The 16,482-nt window shown below is 59.7% G+C and carries 13 protein-coding genes; 10 read left to right on the top strand and 3 right to left on the bottom strand.

All coding sequences use genetic code 11. From position 1 onward, the window contains the following. Positions 1-41 precede the first annotated feature (41 nt). From ACIPZE_RS23250 to ACIPZE_RS23225, 6 genes are read left to right on the top strand one after another with little or no spacing between them, the layout of a single operon-like run. The gene (locus ACIPZE_RS23250) at positions 42-1,799 is read left to right on the top strand and encodes a carbamoyltransferase (RefSeq protein ID WP_283437936.1); all 1,758 of its coding nucleotides are present in this window, start codon (positions 42-44) and stop codon (positions 1,797-1,799) included. Further along, positions 1,783-2,913: a glycosyltransferase gene (locus tag ACIPZE_RS23245; protein WP_283437935.1), complete on the top strand. Its 1,131-nt coding sequence runs from the start codon at positions 1,783-1,785 to the stop codon at positions 2,911-2,913. The genes ACIPZE_RS23250 and ACIPZE_RS23245 overlap by 17 nt, the downstream gene beginning before the upstream one ends. Continuing rightward, positions 2,913-3,809, top strand: coding sequence for an antimicrobial resistance protein Mig-14 (locus tag ACIPZE_RS23240; RefSeq protein WP_400775526.1), 897 nt, complete (start codon positions 2,913-2,915; stop codon positions 3,807-3,809). The genes ACIPZE_RS23245 and ACIPZE_RS23240 overlap by 1 nt, the downstream gene beginning before the upstream one ends. 8 nt (positions 3,810-3,817) lie before the next feature. Further along, the gene (locus tag ACIPZE_RS23235; protein ID WP_400775555.1) at positions 3,818-5,254 is read left to right on the top strand and encodes a PIG-L family deacetylase; all 1,437 of its coding nucleotides are present in this window, start codon (positions 3,818-3,820) and stop codon (positions 5,252-5,254) included. Further along, positions 5,251-6,405: a glycosyltransferase family 4 protein gene (locus ACIPZE_RS23230; protein ID WP_283437933.1), complete on the top strand. Its 1,155-nt coding sequence runs from the start codon at positions 5,251-5,253 to the stop codon at positions 6,403-6,405. The genes ACIPZE_RS23235 and ACIPZE_RS23230 overlap by 4 nt, the downstream gene beginning before the upstream one ends. Next, complete coding sequence (locus ACIPZE_RS23225) at positions 6,402-7,286, top strand: glycosyltransferase (protein WP_283437932.1); 885 nt, start codon at positions 6,402-6,404, stop codon at positions 7,284-7,286. The genes ACIPZE_RS23230 and ACIPZE_RS23225 overlap by 4 nt, the downstream gene beginning before the upstream one ends. Positions 7,287-7,304: 18 nt before the next feature. Here the strand turns inward: ACIPZE_RS23225 and ACIPZE_RS23220 are convergent, their stop codons facing one another. Together ACIPZE_RS23220 and ACIPZE_RS23215 are read right to left on the bottom strand one after the other, a co-directional pair. Beyond that, positions 7,305-8,522 carry an acyltransferase family protein gene (locus tag ACIPZE_RS23220; protein WP_400775521.1) on the bottom strand — a complete coding sequence of 406 codons (1,218 nt, stop codon included), beginning with the start codon at positions 8,520-8,522 and terminating at the stop codon, positions 7,305-7,307. After that, entirely contained in the window at positions 8,522-10,384 is a 1,863-nt protein-coding gene (locus ACIPZE_RS23215; protein ID WP_400775519.1) for an O-antigen ligase family protein, read from the bottom strand. Before ACIPZE_RS23215 ends, ACIPZE_RS23220 begins: the two co-directional genes overlap by 1 nt. Before the next feature lie 154 nt (positions 10,385-10,538). On the opposite strand from ACIPZE_RS23215, the gene msbA reads away from it, so the two are divergent. The 4 genes from msbA (at position 10,539) to hldE (ending at position 15,430) form a co-directional block, all read left to right on the top strand. Next, positions 10,539-12,341 carry a lipid A export permease/ATP-binding protein MsbA gene (gene msbA / locus ACIPZE_RS23210; protein ID WP_283437929.1) on the top strand — a complete coding sequence of 601 codons (1,803 nt, stop codon included), beginning with the start codon at positions 10,539-10,541 and terminating at the stop codon, positions 12,339-12,341. A 256-nt stretch (positions 12,342-12,597) separates the two neighbouring features. Further along, positions 12,598-13,302: a sulfotransferase family 2 domain-containing protein gene (locus ACIPZE_RS23205; RefSeq protein ID WP_400775517.1), complete on the top strand. Its 705-nt coding sequence runs from the start codon at positions 12,598-12,600 to the stop codon at positions 13,300-13,302. Then, positions 13,295-13,906, top strand: a complete 612-nt coding sequence (gene cysC / locus ACIPZE_RS23200) for an adenylyl-sulfate kinase (RefSeq protein WP_283437927.1) — start codon at positions 13,295-13,297, stop codon at positions 13,904-13,906. Before ACIPZE_RS23205 ends, cysC begins: the two co-directional genes overlap by 8 nt. 102 nt (positions 13,907-14,008) lie before the next feature. Continuing rightward, positions 14,009-15,430 carry a bifunctional D-glycero-beta-D-manno-heptose-7-phosphate kinase/D-glycero-beta-D-manno-heptose 1-phosphate adenylyltransferase HldE gene (hldE, locus tag ACIPZE_RS23195; RefSeq protein ID WP_129388195.1) on the top strand — a complete coding sequence of 474 codons (1,422 nt, stop codon included), beginning with the start codon at positions 14,009-14,011 and terminating at the stop codon, positions 15,428-15,430. A 78-nt stretch (positions 15,431-15,508) separates the two neighbouring features. Here the strand turns inward: hldE and ACIPZE_RS23190 are convergent, their stop codons facing one another. Next, the gene (locus ACIPZE_RS23190; RefSeq protein WP_400775515.1) at positions 15,509-16,477 is read right to left on the bottom strand and encodes a metal ABC transporter ATPase; all 969 of its coding nucleotides are present in this window, start codon (positions 16,475-16,477) and stop codon (positions 15,509-15,511) included. Positions 16,478-16,482 lie beyond the last annotated feature (5 nt).

Raw genomic sequence — 16,482 nt, 5'->3', positions numbered from 1 at the left:
GCGCATCGCGCCTGCATGCAGACTAAAGAGGCTAGACCCCTGTGGCATTGACGATTCTTGGCCTGTCCGGCGCCCTTAGCCATGATCCCTCAGCAGCCTTGTACATTGACGGCAAGCTGGTGGCGGCGGCTGAAGAAGAGCGCTTCGTACGCGATAAACATGCAAAGAACCGCATGCCCTACGAGTCGGCGAAGTTCTGCCTGGAGCAGGCTGGCATCAAGCCGTCCGACGTCGACGTGGTAGCGATTCCGTTCGCGCCGATCAGCCTGTTCGGCGAGGCTCGCTGGCACTACGCCAAGCGTTACTGGTACGCCCCGGATCGCGCCCTCGATGCGATCCTGATGGGCAACCGTCGCTACAAGCGCTATCGCAACAAGATCGTCTGGTGCCTTGAGCAACTGGGTTTCGATCCGAAAAAGATCAAGATCGAACCGGTCGAGCACCACTTGGCTCACGCCTCCAGCGCCTACCACTGCTCGGGTTTCAAAGAGAAAACCGCGATCCTCGGCATCGACGGCAAGGGTGAGTACGCCACGACCTTCTTCGGTTACGGCGAAAACGGCAAGATCCACAAGATCAAGGAATTCTTCGATCCGGACTCCCTCGGCGGCCTGTACGGCGCGATCACCGAGTTCCTCGGTTTCGAGATGCTCGACGGCGAGTTCAAGGTCATGGGCATGGCGCCGTACGGCGACGCCAGCAAATATGACTTCTCGCGTCTGGCCTCGTTCGAGAACGGCGAACTGGTGATCAACACCGACTACGCCAACGTGATCGGCCTGCGTCGCTACAAAGAGAAGGGCAAGGGCTTCTACTTCTCGCCGAAGCTGATCGAATGGCTGGGTCCGAAACGCGAAGGCGACATCGCTGACGAACCGTACATCCACTACGCCGCGAGCATGCAAGCGCTGTTCGAGAAGATCTCGCTGCAGATGATCGACCACTACCTGGGCGACATCCTCAAGGAAACCGGCAAGCTCGCGTTCGCTGGCGGCTGTGCGTTGAACGTCAAGCTGAACCAGAAAATCATCGCCCGCGATGACGTCAAAGAGCTGTTCGTACAGCCGGCGTCCGGCGATGCCGGCACCGCTGTTGGCGCTGCCGCTTACGTGTCGCACGCTCGTGGCGTGCCGGTCGAGAAGATGGAACACGTCTACCTCGGCCCGTCGTACAGCAACGAAGACGTGATCGCCGCGTGCGCCCGTCACGAGAACAAACCGACCTGGCGCAAGCTCGACAACATGCCGGAGCAGATCGCCAGGATCATGGTCGATGGCAACCCGGTGGCCTGGTTCCAGGGCCGCATGGAATTCGGTCCGCGCGCATTGGGTGGTCGTTCGATCATCGGCTGCCCGAGCATTGCCGGTGTGGCTGACCGCATCAACCACCAGATCAAGTTCCGCGAGCGCTGGAGGCCTTTCTGCCCGTCGATGCTCGACACCGTTGCGCCACAGATGATCAAGATCGATCACCCGGCGCCGTTCATGACCTTCACCTTCGAAGTGTCGGACGAGTGGAAAACCCGCGTACCGGAAGTCGTCCATGAAGACGGCACTTCCCGTGCCCAGGTGCTCAAGCGCGAATACAACCCGCGCTACTACGACATGATGAAAGCGCTCGAAGTCCTGACCGGCAACGGCGTGTCGCTGAACACCTCGCTCAACCGTCGTGGCGAACCGATGATCTGCTCGCCGACCGACGCGCTGAACATGTTCTTCGGCTCCGATCTGCAGTACCTGATCATGGAAGACATTCTGGTGGTCAAAGAGGGCGCAAACGCTTATGACTCGCTCGGCTGAACGCCATGTGCTGCAGTTCTGTCACGGCTATGACGGGCCGTTCCTCGACTGCGCACGGCAGTACGCCAGCCTGTTCGCGGGCACCGGTTATCGGGTGACCACGGTCTTTCTGACCGGGGCCGCCGATAGCGAGGTGGCCGCAGCGTGTGCCTCCGATGAAGTGTTGTTCATGGAATACAGCTCCAAGGCCATTCGTGGCCTGAAGCTGGGCGCCATCGGCGATCTGCGCAAGATCGCCGCTTCACGCAATTTCAGTTTCTGCATCGCCCATCGCTTCAAGCCGATCTACATCGCCTTGCTCGGCACTTCGCTGCCGGTGATTGGCGTGCACCACGCGTTTGAGGATTACAAACGCGGTACGCGCAAGTTGTTCGCGCACATTTTCCGCAAGCGCCTGAGCCTGCTTGGCGTGTCCGATGCGGTGCGCGACGACATGCGTCGTTGCCTGCCGAAGTGGCCGCAAGAGCGGATTCAGACGCTGTATAACCGGATCGACGTGTCGGCGTTGCAGTTCAGCCAGGTGTCGGCCCGTGAAGCCCGCGAGACCTTGGGTCTGGCGGCGGATGCATGGATTGTCGGCAACGTCGGTCGGCTGCATCCGGACAAGGATCAGGCAACCTTGCTGCACGGTTTTGCGGCGGCGTTGCCGGGTTTGCCGGGTAACAGTCAGCTGGTAATTCTGGGCAAGGGCCGTCTCGAACAGGATCTCAAAGAGCTGGCGCGCGAGCTGGGTATCGGCGATCGCGTCCTGTTCCTCGGTCAGGTGCCGGACGCGCGCAATTACTTCCGCGCCTTTGATGTCTTTGCGCTGAGTTCCGATCATGAGCCGTTTGGCATGGTCCTGCTGGAGGCCATGGCCGCCGGCGTGCCACTGCTCGCCACGGCGTGCGGTGGGGCCAAAGAAGTGGTCGAAGGCGTGGGTATTCTGTTCCCGCTGGGCGATGCCCAACACCTTGCGCAAGGCCTGCAGCATCTGGCCGGAATGGATGATCAGCAGCGCCTGCAGTGCGCCGAAATGATGCTTGATCGCCTGCGTGAGCGTTTCTCCGACCGCGCGGTGCGCGACACCTTCTGGCATCTGCCGCAAGTTACCGATCTGGCACCGAGGGGCTGATGCTCAACCGATTTCAAGGCTGGCGTGAACGTGGCTGGTTGCCTGTCGACGCCTCGACCTATGCAACCGCCTGGCAGCGTTTTGGCGGCAGCGTCGCGACTCATCCGTTGGTGGTCGAGCGTCTGGCTGATCTCGCCGGCATCCCTGTGCGCTATCTGGCCTGGGAGCAACAGGGCGAGATCAAAGCGGCAATCCCGACCTGGGGCCGCGATCTGGCGTTGTCCAAGGACGTCCTCAAGCGCAACGGCAAAAAAGGCTTGTTCGACCTCGGCAACGCCGAGTTGATCCTGCCGGCCGCTGCCGATGCTCAGGCGCCGCTGCGCCATCGCGCACGCTATCTGTCTGCCCTCAACGAAAGCCGTTTCAGCGGCATGAAGTTGCAGACCGAACAACTGGCCATGGCCCGTACCCCGGAAGAACTGTCGAAGAAGTTTCGCTACAACCAGCGCCGCGAATTGCGTCTGCTCGAAGAGGCGGGCGGCGTGGTGCGTGCGGTCAGCGAATTCTCCAGCGCCGAATTGGCCGCCATCTACTGCGATCTGTTTCAGCGCCGCTGGGGTTTCCCGGCCACAGGCGCGGCACGCATGGCCGAGGTCATCGAACTGTTGCGCGAGCTGTTGATCGGCTCGGTGATTTTCCTCAACGATGCACCGATCGCGATTCAACTGGTGTACCGCGTCGAGGCGCCGGAGTGGATCAGCGTCGAGTACATCAATGGCGGCGTCGACCCTGAAACCCGCGAATTCAGCCCCGGCAGCGTATTGAGTTTCCTCAACACGCAAAGCGCCTGGGAACACGCGCGAGCGCTGGACAAACCGTTGCGCTTTTCCTTCGGTCGCGCCGACCGTGAATACAAGGATCGCTGGTGCAATCCTGTGCCGGTATTCACCGTATGAGCCAGCCCATTAGCCGCAAACAGCAACTGCTCAAGCGCCATCGGCGCAACAAACGCGTCGGCCTGCTGATTGCCCTGATCGTGTTGATCGCGATCGGCGTGCTGGTGGCCTGGTGGTTGCCGCTGGTACTGGCAGTGATCGGCTGGATCGCCCATGAAGCGTGGTTTGCCGATCATTTGTTCTATTCGCCGAAAGACGATTACCAGTACAGCTTCCCGCCGTTTACGCCACAGCCAAAAGTGCACCTCAACGGTGAGCAACTGCGCCTGGATGAAGGCGTGATGGTGATGGATGACGCCACGCTGATTCTGGCGTTGCGAGTCAAAAGCAGTTGGCTGGGACGCTTCTTCGATCCTCGTGTCGAGCTGACGGGCGGCCCGAATCCGGACGCACAAGCTTTTGAGCGTGGGGTTAACGGCCTGCGCTACCTGAACCTCAGCGGTCAGGCACAGGCCTTGTCGCAAGGCTCGCTGCGTTTGCGCGGGCGTTTCTGCCGCGTCTCTGGCGAGCCGGTGTTGTGGGCGCTGGAACAAACCGATTATCGCCGTCAGCGGGTCATGGTGATCGCACCGCATGCCGACGACGCCGAACTGGCAGCCTACGGGTTGTACAGCCAGGCAGACGAAGCCTGGATTGTCACCCTGACCGCCGGCGAAATCGAAGCCGAACACTATCAGCAGATGGGCCTGAACAAGGTCGAAGCGGCGCGCCTCAAGGGCCGATTGCGCGCCTGGGACAGCCTCGCCGTGCCGCGCTGGGCCGGCGTGCCGGCGGAAAACTGCGTGCAGCTGGGCTATTTCTGTCTGCAACTGGCAGCGATGCAGGCTGCACCGAATCAGGCGATCGGTTCACGCGAAGCGGATCTGGACGATACCCGTCTGTTCCGTCAGTTGAATCCGTTCACCTTGCCGGGCGACGTCGATGGCGCACCGACCTGGAACAATCTGCTGGCCGACCTGCGCGAAGTGTTGCTGCGTGCACGTCCGGACGTGATCGTCCTGCCGCATCCGACGCTGGATCCGCATCCAGACCATATCTGTAGCCAGCAAGCTGTGTTGCAAGTGCTGGGCAGTCTCGACTGGCAGCCGACGCTGCTCGGTTACGCCAACCATCTGCATGACAATGATCGCTGGCCCATGGGCAACGCCGGTGAGGGCATCGCGCTGCCACCGGCCTTCGACGCCGCCGTACCGATGCAGCCGTTGTGTTTGCCACTGCCCCTTGCGCAGCAACGCGACAAGGCCATGGCGCTGGGCATGATGCATGACTTGCAACCGCCAGCACCGTTCAAGCGCCGTTTGCGTCGCTTGATTCAGCGCGTGCTGGCCGGGCGTGCGCCGTCGATATACGGCGAGAACGAGTTCTTTCGAAAAGCGGTCCGACGCCAGGAATTACTCTGGCTGCTGAAACCGGGTGAATCAGGCGTGAATCGGGGAGATTTATGAGTCAACGGTCAAAGGTTCTGCAGCTGCAGCCCGATTACAACGTCAAAGCCCATGATTTCGCCGACCTTGCCGAGCAGATCGTCAAGGCGTTGCCTTCGGATCGCTATGAGATCACGGCGGCGTTCCTGCGCGGCAAACCCACGCCTGGTGAGCCGGTCAGCCGCGCCGATCGTTCGGTGTATTTCGAGTTTTCCGACAAGTCCCTCAAAGGCATGCGCCTGCGGGCGATGTGGGAGCTGTACAAGTTCTGCCGTCGGGAAAAGTTCGATGTAGTCATCTGCAACCGCTTCAAACCGGTGAACATGATGCTCACGCTCAACCGCTGGTTGAAGGTGCCGCTGTGCATTGGCATCTCCCACGGTTTTGGCGAGTACGATCGTTTTTACCGTCGTCGTCAGACTCAGCGTCTGATCGATCGGCACTGGCGTTTCGTCGGTGTTTCGCCGGCGGTAAAACAGTACCTGCTGGACTGCGATTGCGGTTTCACCGACCAGAATACCTACGCCATTACCAACGCCATCGATATCGAGCAGGCCGAAGGCTTGCAACACAGCCGCGAAAAGGCGCGTGAGCTGCTCGGTATCGATCCGAATGTGCGCCTGATCGGCGCGCTGGGGCGACTGGTTTCGGTCAAGGGTCACACCTATCTGTTGCAGGCATTTGCCGCGCTCAAGGACAAATACCCGAACACGCAATTGGCGATCATCGGTGCCGGGCGCCTGCAAGCGCCGCTGGCTGCCGAGATCGAGCAACTGGGTTTGAACGGTCGCGCACATCTGCTGGGTTTCAAGGAAAACGCGCTGCAATACGTGCGCGCGTTTGATATCTGGACGATGCCGTCGCTGGCCGAAGGTCTCGGTCTGGCGTTGCTGGAAGGCATGAGCGGACATTTGCCGGTGATCGCCTCGAACGTGCCGGCGATGGTGCCGCTGATCGAAGGCGCCGGCGGTCTGGCGATTACGCCGAAGGATGTGCCTAGTATTGTCGCAGCGCTGGATCAGTACCTTGCGCTGACCGATGACGAACTCAAGGCCAAGGGCGAACAAGCCTACCGCTATCTGCAGGAACAACATGACATCGAGGTGTTCCGTCAGGAATACCTGAACCTGATCGACTCTGGCCTGGAACAGGCTCGTAAGGTGCAGCCATGAGCGAAGCGAACGCCCTCGTCACCGTGATCATCGCCTCATACAACCACGGGCCGTACATTGAGGAAAGCATCCTCAGTGTCATCAACCAGACCTACAAGAACATCGAACTGCTGGTGATCGATGACGGCTCGAACGACGACAGCGTCGAGCGCATCAACGCCTTGCAGGCACAGTACGGTTTCGATTTTCGGGTGCAGCAGAATCAGGGCCTGACCAATACGCTCAACGGCGCCATCGCGCGCGCCAAGGGCAGTCTGATTGTGCCGTTCGGTTCCGACGACATCATGTACCCGGAGCGCATCGCGGTTCAGGTGGCGTACATGGCGGACAAACCCGAAGTCGGGATTTGCGCCGGCAACATCGAATTGATGGACGCTGACGGCAACCTCTATCCGGAAAAACGTCAGCGTCGCGATGTGCCGTTCCGTCGTCTGGATTTCGATGACATGTTTCTGGAGCGCAAGCCGTATCCGCCGGCGCCGACCCTGATGATCCGCCGCGAGGCGCTGGACAAGGTTGGCGGGTTCGATTCGACGATTCGTCTTGAGGATCTGTATATCGAGTTGAAGGTGACGCGCGCCGGTTATTTCATCGATGGCTTGAACGTGGTCATGGCGCGCTACCGCAAGCACGCCACCAACTCGTACAAGAACCACCGTTTCATGATCGAAAGCATCCTGCGTATCTACGCATTGTTCAGCGATCACCCGCTGTACGACGAAGTGCGTTACAAGGCGCTCAACTCGATGTTCCTCAAGACCGCCAACCGCAATCGCAAGCTGGCGTGGGAGCTGCTGAAGCAGATCCCGTTCAAGGCGTGGAACAAGAAGACCTGGCGCGGTCTTGGGCGGTTACTGTTTTCGCCGCAGGAAAAGAGCTGAAACAGCGGTCGCCCGCGCTTAGCGGGCGACTTTCTCCGGGAGCTGCTTATCGCCTTTCTGGCGCGAGCGAATCCACAGCAGGACTTTTTTGCCGGCGGCCATGCCCGGCAACTCGATGTACAGAAAGCTCAGGCTGCTGATCAGAATCAGCAGGCACGTGCAGATCGCGATCAGCGGCAGATAAACATCCGCCTCCCGCGCGTCGAGATTCAGCAGCAGCGGCAGACGCTGCACCATCAGCCACAACACGAAACCGTGCAGCAGATAGGTGCTGTAGCTGATCTCGCCGAGCCAGCGGATGCTGCGTGGCTTGAGCGCACCGAACAGGCTGTTGCCCGACGCCACGATCACGAAAAACAGTGACAGCAGGAACAGCGGCCCGGTCTTGAAGGCACGGTTGAACGCGGTGAACGCAATCACCAGCGCCAGTAACGCAATGATCCCCGCCAGAGGGGTACGACTCCACGCCACCAACGCCGGTCGGCGAATCCAGTACGCCGCCGCGATGCCGCCGAGAAAACTGGCGATGAAGTGCTTCTTCAGCGAATGCTCCCAACCGACCACTTGATACAGCGCATAGATGCCGATCAGGCACAGCACCACGTGTATCCAGTTGCCGCGGTAGATGAAGACCATCCCGGCCAGCGGCAGCGCCAGATAGAAGAACACTTCATAGGCCAGCGTCCAGGTGACATTGGAGATCAGCATGCCGGTTTGCGGATATTGGTTGATGTCGGGGCGGTCAAAAGTCAGCCACGCCAGAATCTGTTTGAACAGGGCGCTGCCAGGCTCCTTCAGCTCCCAGTTCTGCAAATGGAACACGGTGACAAACACAATCAGCATCAGCGGCAGGTACAGCGGATAAAGTCGAAAAACCCGCGAAATGCCAAACGCCAACCAATCGTGCTGACGTCCTTGGGTCAGCAGACGGTTCCAGAACAGAAATCCGGTGATCATGAAAAACAGCGCAACGCTGCCCTGACCGATCATCGAGTAAAAGTTGCTTGGCGGAAATCCGAACTCTCCAGTGCGCAGAAAAATCCAGGTAATGACCGCGTGGTGCACGAAAACACCAAACGCCAGATAGCCGCGCAAGCCATCGATGCTGGCATAGCGGCTTTCACCGGAATGCTGCAGATGGCGGGCGATTTTCGGCACAACGCGCAGCAATAGCGCGGCGGATACGATGGCCAGCGCGTAGGCGGCCAGCGCAATCAGGGGGTTAGTCTCGATCATCAGTGAACTCGGGCCGGAGTATTGCCGGCCAGCACTTGCCTGTGCAGATTATCCACCGCAGATTGCGACGCCGTGACGGCGTAGCCCTGAAGCAGTGCTTCGAAGTGTTCTTCGAACAACCAGCGTTTGTCGACGGTATAGCGCTGCATATGGCGCAAATTTCGCTGGCGCAGGGCCAGACTGAGCGGGCTAGGGTAAACGCGCAGGTCAGCCAGATCAATCAAGCCGAACTCGCCATCCTCCAGCACCAACACGTTGCCCAAATGCAGAGAGCGGAAATAGACACCTTTCTCATGCAGTTGCGCCATGAACTTGCCAAAACGTTCCACCAGCGCCTGACGAACGGCCGGTGCGGTAATGCTCTGCAATACCTGACGCAGCGTGTGGCCGGGCAGGGGGGCGTAGTGCACGGCGCTGCTGCCATCGTTGAGGCGATACAGGTTGAGCACTTGCGGGGTTGGAATGCCCATCAGGCGCAACTGTTCACTGTTGACGGCAAAGCGTTCGGAATACGGATTGAAGTTGCCCGAGGTGTACCAGCGACGACGGCGGAACAGCTTGAGGAAGCTGCCATCGGTCAGGCGCAAGACTTTCGGGCCCAAACCATCCTCTTCGATCACCTGAGCGGCGTTGCTCAGATTTTGCAGGCCGGTGACGGTGAGTTTTTGCACCGGCATTGTCAGCAGTCGCCGCGCACGTTGATTGATGCTCAGTGCCGCGATCAGTGCCAGCGGAATCCACAACAGGAACCAGTGCTCCTTGGGCCGTGAAATGATTCCGCCACCTTCGGTCAGTCCGGCGCCGATGCCAAAGATCAGCAGCGTCGAGGCAACAATCAACAGTGGTTGTACGCGCTGGCGCCAACTGCTCAGCAGGCCCCAGAAAATGAAGAACAGCCACGGCAACAGGCCGAAGATGCCGACGTAATAGAGAACGCCCAGCACGAAACTGTGCGGCTCCTGGAAGTTGATGCCGACACCGGGGTCGACAGACAGCGTGGCGCTGTAGCCGTGACCGATCCAAGGATGGTCGGCAATCATGTGCAGCACCTGTTTCCAGATTTCCAGTCGATACGAATCGCCACGTTCGATGATCATTTGTGCAAACAGGAAGGCGACCGTTACACCACTGAGCGCCAGGCCGATCAACAAGCCTATCGAGCGACGGTTCCAGCAAATGAAGCACAGCCACAACGCGGCCATGGTCAGCGCCACAAGCGGCGTTCTGGACCCGGTGCCGATTACTGCCATAAACATGATTGCCATTGCCGGCACACTCAGCCACATCATCTGGCGGCGTTTGCAGGTCATGGTCACGCTCAGCCAATAGGCGCTGAAGAAACCGAACAGGTGCGAGCTGAGCAATGGGTTGTCAAAAGCGCCACCGCCGATCAGACGCATGCCGGGTTCGTAAATATGGGCGAATCTGAACAAGAACCACGTCGTTGCGACCAGCGCCACCAACGCGGCGCCGAACAGTAGAGGTTGCAGAATCTCACTGCGATAACGCACCAGCAGATAGGTGCCGGCAAACAGCAGCAAGGTGTGCAGTGACGGTTTGAACATCCCGGCGATACCTTCGTCGCGCGGTCCCCAACTGAGGCTGAGCAAGGCCCAGGCGACAAACACCAGCAGCGCCACGAACACCGGCTCGCGTAGCAACTCCTTGAGTTCACGCGGACGCAGGCACAAAGCGATCAATGTCGGAATGCTGAACAAGCCGTAAAAAAGCTTGTGATGCAGACTTCGGCCCGGCAGAAAAAACAGCGCGCACAAGAGCAGGAAATAGCCGGCGGGAAGAATCCACAGACTAATGAAATCGAAGACTCGATTGGACGTACTGTTAAAGCCGCGAAGTTGCATGCTGTGAGATTCAATCCTGAAGTTGATCGACCATTCGGGTGATGGCTATTTGATGCTGAAAAACGTGCCTAACAATAACAGCCTTTCGCCGTTTGCCAGAACCCTGAAGAAGCTGTGCTAAAGTCAGCGTCCTTTTTATCGACTTTCGCGTGATATGACTGACTCCAGTACCGCCGCAAGCCCTTCGAGCTTGAAAATCTACTTCCGCCTGCTCGGCTATGTTCGGCCGTACATCAGTCTGTTCCTGATCAGCATCGTCGGTTTCCTGATTTTCGCTTCGACCCAGCCGATGCTTGGCTACATCCTCAAGTACTTCGTCGACGGCCTGTCCAACCCTGAGGCGGTGCTGTTTCCAAGCGTCCCATACCTGCGCGATCTGCAACTGTTGCAGGCTGTTCCGCTGCTGATCATCCTGATTGCCGCGTGGCAGGGTCTGGGATCTTATCTGGGCAACTACTTTCTGGCCAAGGTTTCCCTCGGTCTGGTGCACGACCTGCGGGTGCAGTTGTTCAACAACCTGCTGGTGCTGCCGAACCGCTACTTCGACAAGCATAACTCCGGTCATCTGATTTCGCGTATCACCTTCAACGTGACCATGGTCACAGGGGCGGCAACCGATGCGATCAAGGTCGTAATCCGTGAAGGCATGACGGTGATCTTCCTCTTCGCCTCCCTGCTGTTCATGAACTGGAAGCTGACGCTGGTGATGGTCGCCATCCTGCCGTTGATCGCCGTGATGGTGCGCACCGCGAGCAAGAAATTCCGCAAGCAGAGCAAGAAGATCCAGCTGGCCATGGGCGACGTCACGCACGTGGCCTCGGAAACCATCCAGGGCTATCGCGTGGTGCGCAGCTTCGGCGGCGAAGTCTACGAAGAGAAGCGCTTCCTCAAGGCCAGCCAGAGCAACACCGACAAACAGCTGCGCATGACCCGCACCGGCGCGATCTACACGCCGATGCTGCAACTGGTGATCTACAGCGCCATGGCCGTGCTGATGTTCCTCGTCCTGTACTTGCGCGGTGACGCCTCGGCCGGTGACATGGTTGCCTACATCACCCTGGCCGGCCTGCTGCCGAAACCGATTCGTCAATTGTCCGAAGTCAGCTCGACGATCCAGAAGGGCGTGGCCGGTGCGGAAAGCATCTTCGAACAGTTGGACGTGACGCCTGAAGTAGACGCCGGCACGGTCGAACGCGATGCGGTCACCGGTCGTCTGGATGTGCGCAATCTCAGCTTCACGTATCCGGACACCGAGCGCCAGGTGCTCGACAACATTAGCTTTAGCGTCGAGCCGGGGCAGATGGTCGCGCTGGTCGGCCGTTCCGGCAGTGGCAAGTCGACGCTGGCCAATCTGATTCCGCGTTTCTATCACCACGACAAGGGCGAAATCCTTATCGACGGTGTCGAAGTCGAAAACTACAAGCTGCTGAACCTGCGTCGTCATATCGCACAGGTGACCCAGCACGTGACCCTGTTCAGCGACACCGTGGCCAATAACATTGCCTACGGCGATCTGGCCGGTGCGCCGCGTGAAGACATTGAGAAGGCTGCACGAGATGCCTACGCGATGGACTTCATCGCGCAATTGCCCGAAGGCCTCGATACGCAGGTCGGCGAAAACGGCGTGCTGCTCTCCGGCGGCCAGCGCCAGCGCCTGGCGATTGCCCGCGCCTTGCTGAAGAACGCTCCGCTGCTGATTCTCGACGAGGCCACTTCGGCACTCGACACCGAATCCGAGCGGCACATTCAGGCCGCTCTGGATCAAGTGATGAAGGGCCGTACCACGCTGGTGATTGCTCACCGTCTGTCGACCATCGAGAAAGCCGATCTGATCCTGGTCATGGATCAGGGCCGTATCGTCGAGCGCGGCACGCATGATCAATTGCTGGCGCAGAACGGCTACTACGCACGCCTCAACGCCATGGGCCTCGATGCCCCGGCTGAAGACATCGCCTGAGAATGCCCACGCGGCCCTGTAGGAGCTGCCGCAGGCTGCGATCTTTTGATCTGTTTTTCTAGAAGCAGGGTCAAAAGATCGCAGCCTGCGGCAGCTCCTACAGGGAAAGTGCATTGCAGTTGTGGGCCGTTGTTTGTATCCAGACCTTTACCCTTCTTGACCAAACCGGCATAAAACCGGGCACCGCGCTTGTTAAGGTTCTTCAACGAACTCTTACATCTATCGAAGGGGCTATCCCCGTCGCGCGGGTACTCTCATGTTGCAACGCTATCTGTGGAAACTGCTGCCCAAGCCGCAGCGAGCCTTTCTGCTTGGGCGCTTGTCGGTGGTTGACCGGCAGGTCGTGAACAAGTCGTTGTCGGCCTGTGTGGTGTTTCCAAAGGCTTTCCAGCAGCACGGGTGTCTGTTCATTCATGTGCCCAAGTGCGCTGGCAGCAGTGTCTGCGAGGCGATGTTCGACGGCTGGCGTCCGGGGCATCTGCCCTTGTACTGGTATCAGCAACAGTTTCCGCAACAATTCGCCACGGCCTGGAAGTTCGCTTTCGTGCGGGATCCGCTGGAGCGCGCGTACTCGGCCTTCGCGTTTCTGCGTGGTAATGAACTGAGTGGCCGCGATCAGGCGGCGCAGCAACTGGTCAGGCAGTACCGGGATTTCGACGATTTTGTTTTGCGCTGGCTACATCCAGACAACATCTCTCGGCAATTGCACTTCGCTGCGCAAACCGATTTTCTCACTGACTCGCTAGGCCATCTGGCGCTGGATTTCATCGGCTATCAAGAACATCTGCAGCGCGACTTTCAGTTGGTCTGCGAACAGTTGGGATTGGCCAGTCAGTTGCCCCACGTCAACAGCTCTCGGCAACGTCAGCCAATGCCCGCACGCGAGTTTTGCACCGCGCGCACCCGGCGGTTGGTGAAACGGGCTTATCAGCGCGATTATGAGTTGCTCGGTTATGAATGAATCCCTGTCGCTGCCGTCGCCAGCGCCGGCCATTCGCCCTTATGGCTTGGCGTTGTCGCATCAGGCCCGCGCCATGATCAAGGGGCAGCGTCCGCGCTGCCTGTGGCTGACCGGGTTTTCCGGTGCAGGCAAGTCGACACTGGCCAATGCGCTGGAGCTGTATCTGCATCAGTATGGCCTGCACACGTTTTTACTCGATGGCGACAATGTGCGCAGTGGCCTGTGTCGCGATCTGGGCATGGGCGATAGCTGTCGCCGCGAGAACATTCGGCGTATGGCGGAAGTGGCGCGGCTGATGGTCGATGCCGGGTTGATCGTGATCGTCGCGGCCATCTCGCCGTTTCGCGCCGAGCGCGACGCCGCACGCCGACTTTTTGCACCGGAGGATTTTATCGAGGTGCACGTCAGTACCTCGTTGCAAGTCTGTGCGCGGCGCGATCCGAAAGGGTTGTATCAAGCGGTTCGCGAGGGCCGGATCAACAACTTCACCGGCGTCGACAGTCCTTATGAGGCTCCGCTGAGTGCGGAATGCCGAATCGACACCGAGGCCCTTGAACTGCCCGAAGCCTGTCAGCAGTTGGCAGCGTTGCTGCTCAAAAAATGAGCAAAAAAGCCAGCTGTTTCATCCTGTTGCAGCCCGCGCACAAGCCTTCGCCAACCCTGTGTTAATATCGCGCCCCTGTTCATTTTGTATGTGGGTTGCTCCATGAAGTTGTCCATGCCGCGATTCGATCAAGCCCCTGTCTTGGTGGTCGGCGATGTCATGCTCGACCGTTACTGGCATGGTGGTACCTCACGGATTTCCCCTGAGGCGCCGGTTCCGGTCGTAAAAGTCGAGCAAATCGAAGACCGCCCGGGCGGCGCTGCCAACGTTGCCTTGAACATTGCCGCGCTGGGTGCGCCGGCGTCGCTGGTCGGTGTGACCGGTGATGACGAAGCCGCCGACAGCCTGAGCAACAGTCTCAAGGGCGCGGGCGTACGTGCGCTGTTCCAGCGCATCGCGCATCAGCCGACCATCGTCAAATTGCGGGTCATGAGCCGGCACCAGCAATTGCTGCGTATCGACTTTGAAGAACCGTTCGCCACCGATGCCCTGGCCTTGGCCTCGCAGGTCGATGACCTGCTCGAAGGCATCAAGGTGCTGGTGCTTTCGGACTACGGCAAAGGCGCGCTGAAAAACCATCAGGCCTTGATCCAGGCTGCTCGCGCCAAGGGCATTCCGGTGCTGGCCGATCCCAAGGGCAAGGATTTCTCGATCTATCGTGGCGCGAGCCTGATCACGCCGAACCTCAGCGAGTTCGAAACCATCGTTGGCGGTTGCGCCGACGAGCACGAGTTGGTGAGCAAGGGCGCGACCCTGATGCACGACCTCGAACTCGGTGCGTTGCTGGTGACCCGTGGCGAGCACGGCATGACCCTGTTGCGCCCGGATCATCCGGCGTTGCACTTGCCGGCCCGCGCCCGCGAAGTGTTCGACGTGACCGGTGCCGGCGACACGGTGATTTCTACATTGGCGGCAGCGATTGCGGCCGGTGAAGAACTGCCGCACGCGGTAGCCCTGGCCAACCTGGCGGCGGGCATCGTCGTCGGCAAGCTGGGTACAGCTGCGATCAGCGCGCCGGAACTGCGTCGCGCGATTCAGCGCGAAGAAGGTTCCGAACGCGGCGTGCTGGGTCTGGAGCAATTGCTGTTGGCGGTTGACGATGCCCGCGCGCACAACGAGCGGATCGTCTTCACCAATGGCTGCTTCGATATCCTCCATGCCGGCCATGTCACCTATCTGGAACAGGCGCGTGCGCAAGGCGACCGTCTGATCGTGGCGGTCAACGATGACGCTTCCGTCAGCCGTCTGAAAGGACCGGGTCGTCCGATCAACAGTGTCGACCGACGCATGGCGGTGCTCGCCGGACTCGGTGCGGTGGACTGGGTGATCAGCTTCCCTGAAGGCACCCCGGAAAACCTCCTGCGCGAGGTCAAGCCGGACGTGCTGGTCAAAGGTGGGGATTACGGCATCGACCAAGTGGTCGGCGCCGATATCGTCGCCGCTTACGGCGGCACGGTGAAAGTGCTGGGGCTGGTGGAAAACAGCTCGACCACGGCGATCGTCGAAAAAATCCGCGGCCAATAAGATCAAAAGATCACAGCCTGCGGCAGCTCCTACAATATTTCCCTGTAGGAGCTGCCGCAGGCTGCGATCTTTTGCTTTTCAGGAATTCACTTTCTTGCGCGGCACGATCTTCTTCAGCAACTGTTTGGCCCTGCCGCGCAACCGCGCCAGGCCAGTAGCCTTCTCCGGCGGCGTCAAACCCTGCTGACGCAACCAGTCCTTCCAGCGAATCCGCTCTTCACGCACCAGCCAGCCATCCTGTTTGGCAAAACTCTCAGCCAGATAAAGTCCACGGGTACCCGCCGGGTACAGCTGGCCTTTTTTCAGGGTGTAGAGTTCGGCCAGCGGCTCGCCATCCTGCAGCGGCATCAAGTACAGATCCGGACGTTTGCGATCCAGCCGCGCCACCAGTTGATCGCCTTCCAGTCGCTCATCGACATGAAACAGGCTCAGGGACTTGGCTTCCTTGGGCACTTCCAGTCGCAGGTCGTAGATCAATTGCAGCGAGGCGGTGGGCAAATGCACATAGGCCCGTGGTCGTTCCTGCAATTGCAGGTTGGCGCAGCGCACCGGCCGCGCCGAGCCGGAGAGTGGCGTCAGGCGAAAGGGCAGGGCTTCGCGATAATGCAGGGCCGTCGCATAAGGCGCCGGCAGCCAGGTGTCATTGAAACGCCCGCCGAGCCAGCCTTCCGGGGTTTCCAGCAGGCACTCTTCAGCAATCTCCTGAATGGCGGTGTGCAGCGGAATATTCAGCTCGTGGGCTGGCACGTACCCGGAAATAAGCTTGAGCACCACGTCACCGCGATCTTGCCGGCGCTGGCGCACCAGCACCCAGTAATCGCGATTCTGCCAATGCAGGGTCAGGCGCACCGACACCCCAAGGTTGGCCAGTTCCAGCGAGAAACGCTCGGCATCGGCGACGCTCACCGGTTTGCGTCGCTGCAAGGTCTGGGCGAAATTCAGCGGCATGCCGACGCTCTGATAGGTAAGGCCTTCGGGCGTGGCTTCGACGAACAGCGGCAGGGTCTTGAAGTTGCTCGGGTTCTTTCTGATGAGCGTGCGCGGCATATCGG

This window comes from Pseudomonas sp. NPDC089741, from assembly GCF_044748825.1.
GTDB lineage: Bacteria > Pseudomonadota > Gammaproteobacteria > Pseudomonadales > Pseudomonadaceae > Aquipseudomonas > Aquipseudomonas helmanticensis.
This window is presented reverse-complemented; position numbering and strand designations above follow the sequence as displayed.